Genomic DNA, 16,849 nt, shown 5'->3' with positions numbered 1-16,849 from the left:
CAACCAGTGCGGCGGCATGAAGGGAAGTATGAAAACGAGGCGCCTGCCGTGCTATGCAGCCACGCGCATAGCTGCTATCTCACTGCGTCACGGCTTGAGGGTGCGGGCCACCTGCAAGGCCGAGGCGAGCAGGGTGTCGGCCAGCGGCAGCGCGTGGCGGGCGGCGTGAGTGACGGCCACCATGCGGCGACGCAGCAGCGGGCTGCGGATCTTCAGCTTGTGCAACCCGTACTCGTGGAGCAGCTTGTCCGGTAGCCGGCACGGCAGAATGCAATCGCCCACGCCAGCGGAGACCAGCTTCAGAATGGCATCAACGGTCTCGGCCTCGGCCACGTAGGTGGGCTGCAACCCGGCGCTCTCCACCATCCGGCGCAGCGCATAGCCGTGCGGAAAGCCGACCAGGCGCAGCGGCTGCCCGCACAAATCGAGTCCGTCCTGCAAGGCGGACTGCGGCGCATCGGGCCGCTGCAGCGTGACCAGGCACATCTCATCCTCAAACAACGGATGTGTGGTCAGGGTTGCCGTATCGACCGCGGTGTCGTAGACCACGCCAAGATCAGCCTTGCCGCTCTCCACCAGCGCCACCACATCGGCAGAGCTACGTCCCATCAGCGAGAGATTGACATTGGGATGGGCGCTGACAAAGCTGGCCACCACATCGGCGATGAAGTAATAGCTGACGGTATGAACGACTGCCAGCCGGACGGTGCCCTGCGTGGTGCCGTGCGCATCGCGGATCGCATCCACAGCCTGGTCGATCGCGCGATAAGGCCCCTCAAGGGCCTCCTGCAGCTTCTGCCCGGCCTCGGTCAAGGCCACGCCGCGGCCCGTTCGCACGAACAACGGCTTGCCGAGCTGCGCCTCCAGCGTCGCCAGTTGCCGGCTGACACCCGACTGGGTCTGATCGAGATCCTCCGCCGCCTTGGACAGCGACTTGAGTTCGGCAATACGAAGAAAAATGCGGAGAAGACGGTCAGGCGTATCCATGGGAGCGGCTGGCTTCCATGGATGGGCCAGTTAAGTCATTTGTCGACACGGTACAGCAGCCGCGTGCGGCTGCAATGCGCAGATACCCGGCCCAGCCATGGGGCATGGCCGAGTCCGGGTATCAGTGCAGCAACGTTCGTGCCAGTAAAGCGCTCCGTTAAGCCGCCTTCCGATGCTGGTGCTTCCGCTCCGGCTTGCACTCGTACTTGAGTTCGCGCCGGCCGTCCTCGTACGCTACCTCGAGCCGCACGGTGAAGCCCCAGAGTCGCGTCACGTGGCGCACCACTTCGTCGAAGCTGTGCGCCAGCGGGCGGCGGTCGCTCTGCAGGTGACGCAGCGTCAGTGAGCGGTCCCCGCCCACGTCCACGTTTGTCACCTGGATATTGGGCTCCATATTGGAGAGATCGTACTGGTTCGCCAGCAGTTGGCGAATCGCGCGATACCCTTCGTCGTCGTGGATCGCCGTGACGCGCAGCTTGCCTTCGCGGTCGTCGTCGAGCACCGAGAACAGCTTCAGCTCGCGGATCACGCGGGGCGACAGGAACTGGAGCAGGAAGCTTTCGTCCTTGAAGTTGCGCATCGCGAAGTCCAGCGTCTGCCGCCAGTCACTGCCCGCGATTTCCGGCGCCCAGCGGCGGTCCTCCTCGGTCGGGTTCTCGCACATGCGCCGCAGGTCCTGGAACATCAGGAAGCCCAGCGTATAGGGGTTCAGGCCGCTGTAGTAAGGGCTGTGGTACGGCGGCTGGTAGATGACGTTCGTGTGGGCCTGCAGGAGTTCGAGCATGAAGGCATCGTTGACCAGCTTCTCCTCGTACAGCTGATGCAGGATCGTGTAGTGCCAGAACGTTGCCCAGCCTTCGTTCATCACCTTGGTCTGGCGCTGCGGGTAGAAGTACTGCGCGATCTTGCGCACGATGCGCACGATCTCGCGCTGCCACGGCTGGAGCTTGGGTGCGTTCTTCTCGATGAAGTACAGCAGGTTCTCCTGCGGCTCGGGCGGGAAGGCGATTTCCGGTTCCATCGCCTCCTCTTCCTCCTTGAGCAGGTGCGGCCGGTGCTTGGGCAGGGTGCGCCAGAGGTCGTTCACCTGCATCTGGAGGTAGCTCTCGCGCTCGGTCTGGCGTGCCTGCTCCTCGGTGATCGACAGCTTCTTGGGCCGCTTGTAGCGGTCCACGCCGTAGTTCTGCAAGGCGTGGCAGGAGTCCAGCAGCAACTCCACTTCCTGCTCGCCATAGCGCTGCTCACACTCGGCCACGTAGTTCTTGGCGAAGAGCAGGTAGTCGATGATTGCGTCGGCGTTGGTCCAGGTGCGGAACAGGTAGTTGCCCTTGAAGAACGAGTTGTGCCCATAGCAGGCGTGCGCGATGGTCAGCGCCTGCATCGGCATCGTGTTCTCCTCCATCAGGTACGCGATGCACGGATTGGAGTTGATCACGATCTCGTAGGCCAGGCCCATGTGGCCGCGCTGGTAGCTGCGCTCCGAGGCGAGGAAGTGCTTGCCGTACGACCAGTGGTTGTACCCCACCGGCAGCCCGGCAGACGCATAGGCGTCAAGCATCTGCTCAGCCGTGATGATCTCGATCTGGTTCGGATACGTGTCGAGCCCGAAGTCGCCGGCAATGCGGGCGATTTCGCGGTCGTAGCGCTGGATCAGCTCGAAGGTCCACTCCGAGCCCGTGGATAGGTAAGCCATGAACTTCCTCCCTTATCCCATGAACGTACGCGGATGCGCCGCCGTGCTGGCGCGCCGCTACCTGCCACCGGGCCAGGCGGCCCGCTTCTGGAAGAGATCGTGCAGCACCGGGTAGATCTCGTCGGCACCGATGATGCGCTGCATCGCGAAGTGCTCGAACTGGTTCTTCACCGTGAGATATTCCTCCCACAGGTTCTGCGGCTCCTCGGATGCCACCTCCACGTAGGCGTAGTACTGCACCAGTGGCAGGATCGATTCGCGCAGCAGCCGGCCGCACAGTTCGGAGTCCCCCGCCCAGTTATCGCCGTCGGAGGCCTGCGCACAGTAGATGTTCCACTGGCTCGCCGGATAGCGGTCGTGAATCACCTCGACCATCAGCTTGAGCGCGCTGGACACCACCGTGCCGCCCGATTCGCGCGAATGGAAGAAGTCTTCCTCATCCACTTCCTTGGCCACCGTATGGTGACGGATGAACACCACGTCAATCCGCTCGTAGTTGCGCTTCAGGAACAGGTACAGCAGCATGAAGAAGCGCTTGGCGAGGTCCTTGCGGCTCTCGTCCATCGAGCCGGACACGTCCATCAGGCAAAACATCACCGCCTGGGCCTGTGGGCGCTTCTTGAGCACGCGGTTGTTGTAGCGCAGGTCGAGCTTCTCAATGAAGGGCACGCGGTCCACGCAGGCGCGCAGGTGCCGCATCTTCTCCATCATCTCCACCGCCGTGTCCGTATACGGGCCGTTCTGCTCGATCTCCTCGCTGTAGGCGATTTCCAGCTCGCGCAGCCGCTTCTGGTACGGGCTCGACAGCGCGATCCGGCGCCCGAGCGAACTGCGCATCGTACGCAGGATGGAGAGATTCGATGGTGTCCCGTCGATGGAAAACCCGGCACGCACCTTGCGCACCTCGGCAATCTTGGCAAGGTGGCGCTTGGCCAGGTCTGGCAGCGCCATGTCCTCGAAGAAGAAATTCAGGAAGTCCTCGCGCGACAGCGTGAAGACGAAATCGTCCTCGCCCTCGCCGCTGTCGCTGGCCCGCGAGCCGCCGCCACCACTGCCCTGCTGCTGGCGATCGAAGCTGTCACCCCGGACGAACTTCTTGTTGCCGGGGTGAATCCACTCACGCTTGCCGCCCTGGCCGTGATGAAAAATCGGCTCGGTGATGTCCTTGACCGGAATGGACACCTGCCCGCTCTGCTCGATGTCCATGATCTTCCGGCCGGACACCGCCTTCGCCACCGCTTGCCGGATCTGCTCGCGGTATCGCTTGATGAAGCGTTGCTGGTTGACGGCACTCTTGTTGCCGCCGTTTTCGCGCCGATCGATGACCGTAGCCATAAGCCGTCCGCCCGCCTTGATAAGCCGCAACCGCCAGGTCGCGTGGATGAAGGAGACCGCGTCCGGTTGCTGTTACGACGATTTCCTGACGCGCAGATACCACTCCACCAGTAGTCGAACCTGCTTCGGCGTGTACCCTTTCTCCACCATCCGGTTGACGAAGTTCTCGTGCTTGTCCTGGTCCTCCCGCGTCGATTTCGCGTTGAACGAGATCACCGGCAGCAGGTCCTCCGTGGTGGAGAACATGCGCTTCTCGATCACCATCCGCAGCTTCTCGTAGCTGGTCCAGACCGGGTTCTTGCCACCGTTGTTGGCGCGCGCCCGCAGCACGAAGTTGACGATCTCGTTGCGGAAGTCCTTCGGGTTCGAGATCCCAGCCGGCTTCTCCACCTTCTCGAGTTCATCGTTCAGCGCGTTGCGATCGAGGATCTCGCCGGTGTTCGGATCGCGGTACTCCTGGTCCTGGATCCACAGGTCGGCGAACACCACGTAACGGTCGAAGATGTTCTGGCCGTACTCGGAATACGACTCCAGGTAGGCGGTCTGGATCTCCTTGCCGATGAACTCCACGAACGGCGTGGTGAGGTACTCCTTGATGTACGAGAGCAGCTTGGCCTCCTGCTCCGGCGGGAACTGCTCGCGCTCGATCTGCTGCTCGAGCACATAGAGCAGGTGCACCGGGTTGGCCGCGACCTCGGTATTGTCGAAGTTGAACACCTTGGACAACACCTTGAACGCGAAGCGCGTGGACAGCCCGTTCATGCCCTCGTCGATGCCGGCGTAGTCGCGGTATTCCTGGTACGACTTCGCCTTCGGGTCCACGTCCTTGAGGCTTTCGCCGTCATAGACACGCATCTTCGAGAATACGTTCGAGTTCTCCGGCTCCTTGATCCGCGTGAGCACCGCGAACTGCGCCATCATCTTGAGCGTGTTCGGGGCGTTGGGTGCCGCCGAGAGCGAACTGCTGCGCAGCAGCTTGTCGTAGATCTTGACCTCGTCCGACACGCGCAGGCAGTACGGCACCTTCACGATATAGATCCGGTCGAGGAATGCCTCGTTGTTCTTGTCAGCCTTGAATGTCTGCCATTCCGCCTCGTTCGAGTGGGCAAGGATGACGCCATCGAACGGAATCGCGCCGAAGCCTTCCGTACCCTTGTAGTTGCCTTCCTGCGTGGCGGTCAGCAACGGGTGCAGGACCTTGATGGGCGCCTTGAACATTTCCACGAACTCGAGCAGGCCTCGGTTGGCCAGGCAAAGTCCGCCGGAATAGGAATAGGCATCCGGATCGTCCTGCGGGAAATCCTCCAGTTTGCGAATGTCGACCTTGCCGACCAGCGAGGAGATATCCTGGTTGTTTTCATCGCCAGGCTCCGTCTTGGAAATCGCGATCTGCGACAGCACCGATGGCCTGAGCTTGACCACGCGGAACTTGGTGATGTCGCCGTTGAACTCGTGCAGGCGCTTGACCGCCCACGGCGAGGGAATGGTATTCAGGTAGCGCACCGGAATGCCATAGTCCTCCTCCATGATCTTGCCGTCTTCATCGGCCGAGAACAGCCCGAGCGGCGATTCATGGATGGGGGAGCCCTTCAGCGCATAGATGGGAATCTCTTCCATCAGCGCCTTGAGCTTTTCCGCGAGAGACGACTTGCCGCCGCCCGGGGGGCCCAGCAGATACAGAATCTGCTTGCGTTCCTCAAGGCCCTGCGCCGCGTGCTTGAAGAAAGAGACGATCTGCTCGATCGTGTCTTCCATTCCGTAGAAGTCGCGGAAGGCCGGGTAGACCCGGATAACCTTGTTGAAGAACAGTCGGGACAGTCGAGGATCGTGGTGGGTATCCACCAGTTCAGGCTGTCCGATTGCGGCGAGCATGCGTTCGGCAGCAGTCGCGTAGGCAGTAGGATCCTTCTTGCAGATCTCCAGGTACTCCTGGATGCTGTATTCCTCTTCCTTGCGTGCTTCGAAGCGCGTGGCGTAGTGGCCAAAAATGTCCATACCTCACTCCCGTCAGAGTCCCACGTCCGAGGCGAAGGCAGTTTGACTCCCCTAAGACATTCGCGGCAATTTTGCGTTCCACCACCCCGGCCTGGCGGAGTTGCCATGTTGCGAAGTCTTTACTTCATCATAGTCAAATAACGGCGTTCATGAGGACGGAGTTGACGTGTTACGCACGTCCCGTTCGTTCCTTGCGACACGCAATGCAACACAACCTGCTTCGCGTTTCGCACTGCACGAATCCCTCGCTGTTCTCATCCCGCTGCGACGGGCCATTGACCATGCTTGTGACACACCTTACACCTTTCCGGCGTGAAGTGCACAACGCCGTGTGTAACGATGTATCGAATCCAGTAACGTCTGACACGTCTGTCGGTCATGCACCGACATCGCTGCCACAGAATGCCTTCACTATGAAGCCGCACGCGGCCATCCGCCATCGTGCAAACGAACGATTCATGCATGACGTCATGCGCAATGCGTGACCACCACCGCACGACGGCCGGCTTGCACGGCTGCCTCCATGACATGTCTTTCGACCATCGTGCGCGTGACGACGATGACCACGCGCGCGTCGGTGTTTTCACTGCGGCAAGTTGCCGCGCGACGATTCATGACGCGCCGTCAGCAGTGTCGGCCTCCGAGTGCCAATTGGACTTGCACCCCACGCCGAGCCCCGCGCCGAATCCCACGCCCGAACCGCGCCCATGCACCGACATTGCGTTTGCTCCCGGCCCCCGCCCGCGCCACGCACCGCGCAAGTGCGCGCAGTGCGGGCCTGTGCCGCTACGGGACGGGATGAGCACTTTGCGTGCCACGATGGGGGCGTTGCGTTTTGCATCGCAGCAATCGTTGCGGCGAGCGCCCGCACGATCACACGTGCGGGGATCAATACGGGATCAATACGGGATCAATGCGGGATCAGATCGGGTCCCAGTTGATGACGTCGGGCGAGCGCTCGAGCGGGAAGAAGCTGCCGCGCATGGCCGGCATGGCGATCTCCGCCACGGTCTCCGGCGTCCAGCCCTCGCTGGTATGCACCGAGCGCACCGGGCGCGGCTGGCTCATCAGCATGATCTCGTTGGCGCGCACGGCGAAGATCTGGGCGTTGACCTCGCGCGCGGCGTCGCTGGCCAGGAACACGGCCACGGGCGAGATCTTGCCCGCCTCCATCTTCTGCAGCCGGGCCACGCGGGCTTTCTCTTCCGGCGTCTCGGACGGAATCGAGCTGGTCATGCGGCTCCAGGCGAATGGTGCGATGCAGTTCGAACGCACGTTGAAGCGGGCCATGTCCAGCGCGATGGACTTCGAGAGCGCCGCGATGCCGAGCTTCGCCGCCGAATAGTTGGCCTGGCCGAGGTTGCCGATCAGGCCCGAGGTGGACGTCATGTGCACGAACGCCCCGCTCTCCTGGTCCTTGAAGTAGTTGGCCGCCGCGCGGCTGACATAGAACGTGCCGTTCAGGTGCACGTCGATGACGGAGCGCCACTCCTCCTCGTTCATCTTGAAGAACATGCGGTCGCGCAGGTTGCCGGCGTTGTTGACCACCGCGTCGATGCGGCCAAAGTGGTCCAGCGCGCATTGCACGATGGCATTGGCCGAACTCCAGCCGGACACGCTGTCGGTGTTGGCCACGGCCTCGCCGCCCGCCGCTCGGATCTCCGCCGCCACGCGCTCGGCCGGGCCGGCGTCGCCGCCCTCGCCGGTCATGCTCACGCCCAGGTCGTTGGCCACCACCTTGGCACCGGCCGCCGCCATGCCGAGGGCGATCCCTCGCCCGATCCCGCCGCCCGCGCCCGTCACAATCACCACCTTGCCTGCCATCAAACCGCTCATCGTCTCGCTCCTGTTGCGCGCTGGGGCGCCATCGCCGCCGATCCGGGGAACATCCCCGTTTTATTGCGGCGCAAGATACGATAGATTGTCGGCGCTGACTTTGGAATTCACAAATCACAAAAGTGGCCTTTGGCACGAACGAAACCATGCACTACGATTTGACCGACCTGCGCCTCTTCCTCAACGTGGGGGAGACCGAGAACCTGACGCGGGCGGCCGAACGCAGCTTCCTTTCCCTGCCCGCCGCCAGCACGCGCATCAAGCAGCTGGAGGAGGCGTTCCAGACCCAGTTGCTGATCCGGCAGGTAAAAGGCGTGCGCCTGACGCCGGCCGGCGATGCCCTGCTGCGCCACGCGCGGGAGGTATTCCGCGAGCTGGAGTGCATGCATTCCGACTTGCGGCCCTACGCCAAGGGCGTGAAGGGGCGCGTCCGGCTGCTGGCCAACACCACGGCCACCAACTCCTTCCTGGCCACGGCGCTGTCGCGCTTCCTGTCCGAGAACCCCGATGTCGATGTCGAACTGGAGGAGCACCTGTCCGCCGAAATCGTCTCCGCGATTGGCGCTGGCGCGGCCGACCTGGGCATCGTGGCCGGCGAGGTAGCCACCCAGGACCTGGACGCGATGCAGCTCTGCAGCGACGAACTGATCGTGATCGCCCCGGTCAACCATCCGCTGCCGGCCTTCAAGACGCTGCATTTCGCCGATCTGCTCGATAGCTGCCGCTTCGTCGGGCTGAACCAGTTCTCGGCGATCCAGTCCTTCCTGGACCGGATTGCCAACGGCATGGGCAAGCGCATCAGCCTGCGGATCCAGGTGGGCAGCTTCGACGCGGTGTGCCGGATGGTGGAAGCCGGCGCTGGCATCGCCATCGTGCCGAACAGCTGCGCGCGCCGCTATGCCAGCCGCAAGGTCCTGCGCTTCATCCGTCTGGAGGACGACTGGGCGCGCCGCGAGCTGCGGCTCGTGCGCCGGCCCGGGCGCGAACTGCCCCAGTTCGCCGAAACGCTGATCCAGTATCTGGTGGAAGCAGCGCGGGAGCCGGTCTAGCCGCCTCCCGCCGCCGCCCTGGGGGCGAGTTAGCCTTCAGTCAGCCTTCACCCCGGCTTCCTTGATGATCGGCGACCACTTGTCGATCTCCGCAGCCAGCCAGGTGCGCAGCCCCTCGGGCGTCTGCTTGTCCGCCGGCACGATCACCGCGCCGAGTTCCTGGAGCCGCGCCACCACCGCCGGGTCCTTCAGGCCGGCACGCAGCGCGCCGTTGAGCTTGTCGATCACCGCCGGCGGGGTGCCCTTGGGCGCGTAGATGCCGTGCCAGACCTTGACCTCAAAGCCCTTCAGCCCGCCCTCGCGCAGCGTGGGGGTATTCGGCAGCGCGGGAATGCGCTCGGTCGTGGTCACGCCATACAGCTTCACCTTCTCCGCCTTGATATGCGGCAGCGTCTGCGTGGTCTGGTCGCAGAGCACATCCACCTGCCCGCCCAGCAGCGCCGTCAGCGCCGGCGCGGTGCCCTGGTACGGAATCGTCTGCAAGTCCACGCCGATGGCCTTCTGGAACAGCATGCCGCATAGCTGCGACACCGCGCCCAGCCCGGCGTTCGCCAGGTTCACCTTGCTCTGGTTCTGCTTGATATAGGTAATCAGCTCCGGCAGCGTATTGGGCGGCAGGTCGTGCCGGCCCAGCAGCGTCATCGGCACGTCCGCCACCTGGCCGACGAAGCTGAAGTCCGTCAGCGGCTTGTACGGCAGCTTGGAGTACAGCGCCGGCGCCGTGGCCATGCCGTTGTGATGGATCAGGATCGTGTAGCCGTCCGGCGCGGCCTTGGCCACGTAGGCCGCGGACACCGTGCCGCCTGCCCCGAGGCGGTTTTCCACCACCACGCTCTGGCCCAGCGACTTCGACATCGCCGCCGCCACCGAGCGTGCCACCACATCCGTAGGACCACCCGCCGCGAACGGCACCACCATGGTGATGGGCCGGGACGGATACGGGTCTGCCGCGTGGCTGCGTCCGGGCAGGGTCAGGGCCACGGCGGCGGCCATGCCAAGTGCAGCCCACAGCACGTTTCGGCAATGATGGGCGATCACGGCGGACTTCGGCCTGGATGATTTCATACGGCGTCTCCTGGGTGCGCGTGTTGCACGCGTCTGGTTTGAGAATCGATGGCCGCAGCGTGGAAGCAATCGCCGCGCGGCACAATTCCGATTTGCCGAAGGCGGAGCACGGCGCCCGTGAAGTACAAGGGTTCCCCCTAATGACCCCCGCCCCCCCGGACCGGCCGGGCCGGATCTCCCCCCCCCGGCCCCGCCCCAAAGCCTCGCTTCGGCAAATCCGAATGTCCCCGGCGCAGCCCCTCGGGAATAATGGCCACACTTCGACACAGACGACATTGCCATGCTTCCCGAACAGGACCAAGACCAGATTTACCCGGAAATCCGCGAAGCCGTGCGTGACCTCTGCGCAGGCTTCGATTCCGCCTACTGGCAGCGGGTGGAGGAGCAGAACGCGTTTCCGGAGACCTTCGTCCAGGCGCTGACGCAGGCCGGCTGGCTCTCCGCGCTGATTCCCGAAGCCTACGGCGGCTCCGGCCTGCCGCTGACGGCGGCGTCGGTGATCATGGAGGAAATCAACCGCAGCGGCGGCAACTCGGGCGCCTGCCACGGCCAGATGTACGTCATGGGCTGCCTGCTGCGCCATGGCTCCGAGGCCCAGAAGCAGCGCTGGCTGCCGGGCATCGCCTCCGGCGAGCTGCGCATGCAGTCGATGGCCGTGACCGAGCCCACCACCGGCACGGACACCACCAAACTCAAGACCACCGCCGTGCGCCAGGGCGACAAATACATCGTCAACGGCCAGAAAGTGTGGATTTCGCGCGTGCAGCATTCCGACCTGATGCTGCTGCTGGCGCGCACCACGCCGCTGGACCAGGTGAAGAAGAAGTCGGAGGGCCTGTCCGTGTTCGTGGTGGACCTGCGCGAGGCCATCGGCAAGGGCCTGACCGTCCAGCCGATCCGCAACATGGTCAACCACGAGACCAACGAGCTGTTCTTCGACAACCTGGAGATCCCCGCAGAGAACCTGATCGGCGAGGAAGGCCGTGGGCTCAAGTACATCCTCGACGGCCTGAACGCCGAGCGCATCCTGATTGCCGCCGAGTGCATCGGCGACGGCTACTGGTTCGTCGAGCGCGCCAGCAGCTATGCGCGCGAGCGCATCGTCTTCGACCGCCCCATCGGCCAGAACCAGGGCGTGCAGTTCCCCATCGCCCGCTCGTTCGTCAACGTGGAGGCGGCCAGCCTGATGCGCTACAAGGCCGCGCAGCTGTTCGACGCCGGCAAGCCCTGCGGCAAGGAGGCCAACATCGCCAAGCTGCTGGCCGCCGATGCCTCGTGGGAGGCCGCCAACGTCTGCCTCCAGACCCACGGCGGCTTCGGCTTTGCGGCCGAATACGACATCGAGCGCAAGTTCCGCGAGACGCGCCTGTACCAGGTGGCGCCGATCTCGACCAACCTGATCCTGTCCTACGTGGCCGAACACGTGCTGGACCTGCCCCGTTCCTATTGAGATTGCCGAGATTCCCATGTCCGACCAAGCCGCACCGCAATATCCGACGCGCCAGCTTTGCGACTTCCTGGCCCGCCTGACGCTCGACGACGTCCCCGCGCCGGTCATCGAGCGCACCAAGGACCTGTTTCTCGACTGGATGGCGTCCGCCATCGCCGGCAAGGACGCGCCCGCCGTGCGCCGCATCCAGGAATTCGCCGCCGCGATGGGGCCGCAGGACGGCGACGCCGAGGTCTTTGTCGACCGGCGCCGCACCTCGCCCTACTTCGCCGCGCTGATCAACGGCGCCTCGTCCCACGTGGTGGAACAGGACGATGTGCATAACGGCTCGGTCCTGCACCCGGCCGCCGTGGTATTCCCGGCCGTGGTGGCCGCCGCGCAGGCCGAGGGCAAGACCGGCGCCGAGGTGCTGCTGGCCAGCATCGCCGGCTACGAGGCCGGTATCCGCATCGGCGAATTCATGGGCCGCTCGCACTACCGGGTCTTCCACACCACAGGCACGGTCGGCACGCTGGCCGCCGCTGCGGCGGTGGCCAAGCTGTTCGGCCTGGATGCGGAAGGCATCAACCAGGCGCTCGGCACCGCCGGCACGCAGGCCGCCGGCCTGTGGGAATTCCTGCGCGACGCCGCCGACTCCAAGCAACTGCACACGGCCAAGGCCGCCGCCGACGGGCTCCAGTCGGCCTGGCTCGCCCGCGCGGGCTTTACCGGCGCCCGGCAGATCCTCGAAGGGGCGCAGGGCATGGCTGCCGGCATGTCGAGCGATGCCAACCCCGCCGCCCTGACCGATGGCCTGGGCACGCGCTGGGCCACGGCCGAGACCTCGTTCAAGTTCTTCGCCTCTTGCCGCCACACGCACCCCGCCGCCGACGCGCTCAAGGCGCTGATGCAGCGCGATGGCCTGCGCGCCGGCGACATCGCCGCCGTCACCGCCCACGTACACCAGGGCGCCATCGACGTGCTCGGCCCCGTGGTGGACCCACGCACCATCCATCAGGCCAAGTTCTCGATGGGCACCGTACTCGGGCTGGTCGCGTGGTACGCCCATGCGGGCCTGGGCGAGTTCGAGGAGCACGCGCTGCGCGACGCCGAGGTGGCCGCGTTCCGCGAGAAGGTCACCATGGAGCTGGACGACGAGATCAACGCCGCCTATCCGCGCCAGTGGATTGGCCGCGTGACCGTGCGCACCACCGATGGCCGCACGCTAGGCGCCCGCGTGGACGTGCCCAAGGGTGACCCGGACAACACGCTGTCGCGCCCGGAACTGGAGGCCAAGGCGATCCAGCTCGCCGCGTTCCGGCACGGCGCCACGGAAGCCGAGATGCGCACCATCATCGCGCGCGTCTGGCAACTCGAACAGGCGGCGGACGTGCGCGACTGGCTGCCGTTCGCCCGCTGATAGGAAACAACCCATGACCCAGACCCCCACGCTCGAACAACTGCGCGAATGGATCGGCCGCTCGGAGACGCGCACCGAGACCCTCGCGCCCGAACCGGTCCTCGCACTGGCCGCCACGCTGGACCTCGATGGCGAGGCCGTCGCCAGCCAGCCCCTGCCGCCGCTATGGCACTGGCTCTACTTCCTGCCGCGCGCCCCGCAGCGCGATCTTGGCGCCGATGGCCATCCCGCGCTGGGCGGCTTCCTGCCGCCCGTGCCGCTGCCGCGCCGCATGTGGGCCGGCGGCGAACTGACGTTCTCGCGCGGCCTGCGCGTGGGCGACACGGTAACCAAGACCTCCACCATCACCGATGTGCAGCACAAGTCCGGCCGCACCGGCGAACTCTGGTTCGTGACGGTGGAGCACGTGCTGACGGTGGGCGGCGAGACCGCGCTGACCGAGCGGCACGACATCGTCTATCGCGCCATGCCCGAGCGCGGTGCCCCCCAGCCGCCGCGCCCGCGCCTTGTCGTCCATCCCGACACGGCGCAGTTTGGCCGCACGCTGCGGGCCGATCCGGTCATGCTGTTCCGCTTCTCGGCGCTGACATTCAACGGGCACCGCATCCATTACGACCTGGACTACGTGCGTGAGGTGGAAGGCTATCCGGGGCTGATCGTCCACGGCCCGCTGCAGGCCATGCTGATGCTGGAACTGCTGCGGCACGCCCGGCCTGAGGCCCGGGTGGCGCGCTTCGGCTTCCGTGGCGTGGCACCGCTGTTCCACCAGGACACGGTCAGCGTGGGCGGGCAGGACGACCCGGCGCGCGATGGCCGCGTCATCCTGTGGACCGGCGACGATGCCGGCGGCCAGGCCATGCAGGCCTGGGCCGAGGTGGCGCGCTGACGCCGGGGCGCGGCGGCAGCACGGTCAGGAGTTCACCGCGTAGAGGTACAGGATGGCGCCGTACGCGCCCTCCTTGCTGTCGAACTTGAACGCGTTGCCGGACGAGTTGCCCCGGATGCAGAACGACACCGTGTCCTCGCCGGCGGCAATGGCCGTCTTGACCAGATTCGTGACGTTGAAGTACCGGTACTGCTTGTAGGTATCCAGGTACAGCGTGGCCGATGTGCCGCCGCAAGTCGGCGCGTTATGGGAGTTGATATGGTCCTCGTGCCAGTTGGTCGTCGTGCTGTGCGCACTGATGATGGCCGTGGCATCCACGCCGCCGCCCCAGATCAGCAGCCGGTACTGCGGCGTGAACTCGGGCGGGATCTCCAGGGCGCCCTTCGGAATCGGAAACATGATGTAGATCTTCGATTCCGGCTCGCTGCCGACCGCGCGCTGGGTAAACAGCGAGTCCGCCTGCCCGAAGTTGTCGTTCGCGGTTTCGCCGCCGCGCACCGTGGCGTCCGCGGTGACCTGGGTGAATGCATAGGCCACGGTGCTGCTGCAGGACCGGCCGAGGTTCATGCAGTATTCAACCATGTAGCGCATCGCGTCTTCGGTCCAGCCGTTGAAGAAATCGGCATGGGCCGTGTACAGCGAGCCCCAGTTCAGGCTTACCACGTTACCGTTGTCGTCCAGCGTCGGGTCCATCGAAAGCTGCGCGTTCGTCAGGTCCGTCACGGCGCCGATCTGGTAGGCGAGATTGAAGCTCAGGTGCGGCAGCGGCACCGGATAGTCCGCCGGGCAGGTCCCGTCGGAATTGGCATAGGCGATGTTGTTCCGCCCGCTGCGGAACGGATGCAAGTGCACGCCGTCCCAGCAGTTCGGAAACGCCAGCGCGATGTTCAGCTGGACGTTGCCGTTCGCGTCCGGTACGCAATCGTTCGGCGGCGTGCGCGTGTAGCCCCGCTTCGACCCCGTGCAGAGGAAATTGACCGCCACGCTGGGCCCCGAGCCCCGGTGATCGCCGGCCAGCATCTGGAGCCCGGGCGGAATCACCGTGACCCGCCGGTGCGTGTTCGCCGGGAAGGCCCGGTTCTGGTAATAGGTCTTGTGATATCCGGGCGCCACCACGCGTCCATCCGGCAGCATCAGCGAAGGCGCCCAGTAGGCCGTGTTGTCCGCCGCGTTCTCGCAGGTGGAGCTGTGCTCCGTGTACAGGTCTTCCGCCGTGGTGTTGCCGTCGGTGGTGGTATGGCCGAAGAAGTCATGCGACATCGCGATCCCCGGCTTGCCGGGATAGATGATCGGATCGTCGGGCAGGCGGTGCGAGTACCTGCAACTGACGTTGGCGGCACCCTCGCCAACCGCCTCGCCGCGCGCACTCGGGGCGCCTAACCATACGGCGGCCACCAGCAGGCCCCCGCAGAGCACCGCGATCGAGTAATACAGGCGACTTTTCATGATGGAACCCCCTCGCTGTGTGGATGCGAAGGATGTTCCCGCCACGATCCTTGCAGGACAATGGACGATGATGGGTCATCCCTCACCGCGTGTGGTGAGGGATGTAGGTCAGAGCGCCGCCGCCGTGCCCAGCAGCGCGGTGGATTGGCTGGACAAGGTCCCGCCGTTGCCGTGCACGAGCGCGATCTCCGCCCCCGCCACCTGCCGTTCGCCGCACTCGCCGCGCAACTGCCGCACCGCCTCGATGGTGATGAACATGCCGTACATGCCCGGATGCACGCACGACAGGCCGCCGCCGTTGGTGTTCACGGGCAGCCGCCCGCCCGGGGCGATGGCCCCGCCGCTGACGAACGCCCCGCCCTCGCCCTTGGCGCAGAAGCCCAGGTCCTCGAGGAACAGGATCGTGTTGATCGTGAAGGCGTCGTAGAGTTCGAGCACGTCCACGTCGGACGGCTTGAGGCCCGCCATCGCGAAGGCCCGGGCGCCGCTTTCCTGCGCCGCCGTCACCGTCACGTCCGGCATCGACGAGATCTGCCGATGCCAGGTGGCCGTGGCGTTGCCGAGCACGTACACTGGCGGCTTGGCCAGCGCCTTCGCACGGTCGGCCCGCACCATCACGTAGGCGCCGGCGCCATCGGTCACCAGGCAGCAGTCGCGCACCGAGAGCGGGTCGGACACCATGCGGGCGCCCAGCACGTCCTCGATGGAGAGCGGGTCGCGCATCATCGCCTCGGGGTTCATGCGCGCCCACTGGCGCGCGGCCACGGCCACCTCGGCCAGCTGCGTGCGCGTGGTGCCGTACTGGTGCATGTGGCGCGCGGCAGCCAGCGCGTAGGAGGTGATCGGCGCCAGCGGCTGGTAGGGGTTCTCGTACGGCTGCGGGTCCAGCACGGCGCGCACCTTGCCGATGCCAGCCCGGCCCACCGTGGACGTGCGCTGGTTGCTGCCGTAGCAGACCAGCACGGCGTCGCAGAGGCCGGCTTCCAGCGCCATCATCGCCGGCAGCATGTGCGAGACGAAGCTCGAGCCGCCAATCATCGTGCTGTCCACGAACTTCGGCTGGATGCCGAGGTACTCCGCCACCGGCATGACCCACATGGTGGCGCCGACGCTGGCCGTGGCGATGCCGTCGATGTCGCGCATCGACATCCCCGCATCCTTCACGGCCGCCTTGGCCGCCTCCACGAGGATTTCCATCTCGGTCTTGCCATGGGCTTCGCCGAGGCCCGCCTGGCCCACGCCGACAATGGCCACGCCGCCGCGCAGGTGCGATCCGTTGCTTGCCATGGTTCAGCCCTCCCCAACCAGATCGAACACGACCAGCGCCGGTTCGGTATCGCTCTTTTCCGGCGCCACGCGCGCCACACGCGCCTTGACGCGCATGCCGATGCGCACATCGGCCGGGGCGATGCCCTCGACCCGGCTCATCATGCGCACGCCTTCGTCCAGGTCTACCAGCACCACGTTGTAGTCGCCACCCGCATCGGGCTTGCGGCGCACCACGCTGGTCGAGTAGACCGTGCCGGTGCCGGCAGGCGCGGTCCAGGCCAGCGCGTCGCCGCCGCAGTGCGGGCAGATATTGCGCGGATAGAAGACATGGCGATGGCAGTCCTGGCAAAGCTGGATGCGGAACTGGCCGGCGGCCAGCGCCTCGGCGTACTGCTTGTCCGGACCGGGATCGGTCACGGCAGGAGTGGATTGCGGCATG

14 protein-coding genes are annotated in these 16,849 nt (G+C 65.5%); 4 read left to right on the top strand and 10 right to left on the bottom strand.

The annotated features are described in order from the left end of the window. Positions 1–87: 87 nt before the first annotated feature. The 6 genes from SB751_RS26710 to SB751_RS26685 form a co-directional block, all read right to left on the bottom strand. Positions 88–987 (bottom strand): LysR family transcriptional regulator, encoded by a 900-nt coding sequence (locus SB751_RS26710; protein ID WP_410748727.1) that lies wholly within the window; start codon positions 985–987, stop codon positions 88–90. 157 nt (positions 988–1,144) lie between these two features. After that, positions 1,145–2,680, bottom strand: a complete 1,536-nt coding sequence (locus SB751_RS26705; RefSeq protein WP_144197793.1) for a SpoVR family protein — start codon at positions 2,678–2,680, stop codon at positions 1,145–1,147. 57 nt (positions 2,681–2,737) lie between these two features. Further along, the gene (locus tag SB751_RS26700; protein ID WP_144197792.1) at positions 2,738–4,015 is read right to left on the bottom strand and encodes a YeaH/YhbH family protein; all 1,278 of its coding nucleotides are present in this window, start codon (positions 4,013–4,015) and stop codon (positions 2,738–2,740) included. A 72-nt stretch (positions 4,016–4,087) separates the two neighbouring features. After that, positions 4,088–6,010 (bottom strand): PrkA family serine protein kinase, encoded by a 1,923-nt coding sequence (locus SB751_RS26695; protein ID WP_144197791.1) that lies wholly within the window; start codon positions 6,008–6,010, stop codon positions 4,088–4,090. Between the two features lie 468 nt (positions 6,011–6,478). Further along, positions 6,479–6,625 (bottom strand): hypothetical protein, encoded by a 147-nt coding sequence (locus tag SB751_RS26690; protein WP_186296829.1) that lies wholly within the window; start codon positions 6,623–6,625, stop codon positions 6,479–6,481. A gap of 306 nt (positions 6,626–6,931) precedes the next feature. Continuing rightward, positions 6,932–7,846 carry an SDR family NAD(P)-dependent oxidoreductase gene (locus SB751_RS26685; protein WP_144197789.1) on the bottom strand — a complete coding sequence of 305 codons (915 nt, stop codon included), beginning with the start codon at positions 7,844–7,846 and terminating at the stop codon, positions 6,932–6,934. 146 nt (positions 7,847–7,992) lie between these two features. Here SB751_RS26685 and SB751_RS26680 point away from each other — a divergent pair, with 146 nt between their 5' ends. Next, positions 7,993–8,895: a LysR substrate-binding domain-containing protein gene (locus tag SB751_RS26680; protein ID WP_144197788.1), complete on the top strand. Its 903-nt coding sequence runs from the start codon at positions 7,993–7,995 to the stop codon at positions 8,893–8,895. Between the two features lie 36 nt (positions 8,896–8,931). Here the strand turns inward: SB751_RS26680 and SB751_RS26675 are convergent, their stop codons facing one another. Then, complete coding sequence (locus SB751_RS26675) at positions 8,932–9,960, bottom strand: tripartite tricarboxylate transporter substrate binding protein BugD (RefSeq protein WP_144197787.1); 1,029 nt, start codon at positions 9,958–9,960, stop codon at positions 8,932–8,934. Between the two features lie 280 nt (positions 9,961–10,240). On the opposite strand from SB751_RS26675, the gene SB751_RS26670 reads away from it, so the two are divergent. The 3 genes from SB751_RS26670 to SB751_RS26660 are packed head-to-tail and all read left to right on the top strand — an operon-like array spanning position 10,241 to position 13,695. Beyond that, positions 10,241–11,410 carry an acyl-CoA dehydrogenase family protein gene (locus tag SB751_RS26670; RefSeq protein WP_144197786.1) on the top strand — a complete coding sequence of 390 codons (1,170 nt, stop codon included), beginning with the start codon at positions 10,241–10,243 and terminating at the stop codon, positions 11,408–11,410. Positions 11,411–11,426: 16 nt separating this feature from the next. Beyond that, positions 11,427–12,809 (top strand): MmgE/PrpD family protein, encoded by a 1,383-nt coding sequence (locus SB751_RS26665; protein WP_144197785.1) that lies wholly within the window; start codon positions 11,427–11,429, stop codon positions 12,807–12,809. Positions 12,810–12,822: 13 nt separating this feature from the next. Beyond that, positions 12,823–13,695: a MaoC family dehydratase N-terminal domain-containing protein gene (locus tag SB751_RS26660; RefSeq protein ID WP_211943480.1), complete on the top strand. Its 873-nt coding sequence runs from the start codon at positions 12,823–12,825 to the stop codon at positions 13,693–13,695. 24 nt (positions 13,696–13,719) lie between these two features. Here the strand turns inward: SB751_RS26660 and SB751_RS26655 are convergent, their stop codons facing one another. From SB751_RS26655 to SB751_RS26645, 3 genes are all read right to left on the bottom strand, one after another. Beyond that, entirely contained in the window at positions 13,720–15,141 is a 1,422-nt protein-coding gene (locus SB751_RS26655; RefSeq protein ID WP_144197783.1) for a DUF1996 domain-containing protein, read from the bottom strand. A gap of 108 nt (positions 15,142–15,249) precedes the next feature. After that, positions 15,250–16,428: a thiolase gene (locus SB751_RS26650; protein WP_144197782.1), complete on the bottom strand. Its 1,179-nt coding sequence runs from the start codon at positions 16,426–16,428 to the stop codon at positions 15,250–15,252. Positions 16,429–16,431: 3 nt separating this feature from the next. Further along, on the bottom strand, positions 16,432–16,848 hold the full coding sequence (locus tag SB751_RS26645) for a Zn-ribbon domain-containing OB-fold protein (RefSeq protein ID WP_144197781.1): 417 nt from the start codon (positions 16,846–16,848) through the stop codon (positions 16,432–16,434). Position 16,849: the final 1 nt, after the last annotated feature.

Origin of the sequence: Cupriavidus sp. SIMBA_020 (assembly GCF_046535395.1) — a bacterium.
Lineage (GTDB): Bacteria > Pseudomonadota > Gammaproteobacteria > Burkholderiales > Burkholderiaceae > Cupriavidus > Cupriavidus campinensis.
The sequence above is the reverse complement of the archived record's forward strand: the minus strand, read 5'-3'. Positions and strand labels throughout refer to the sequence as shown.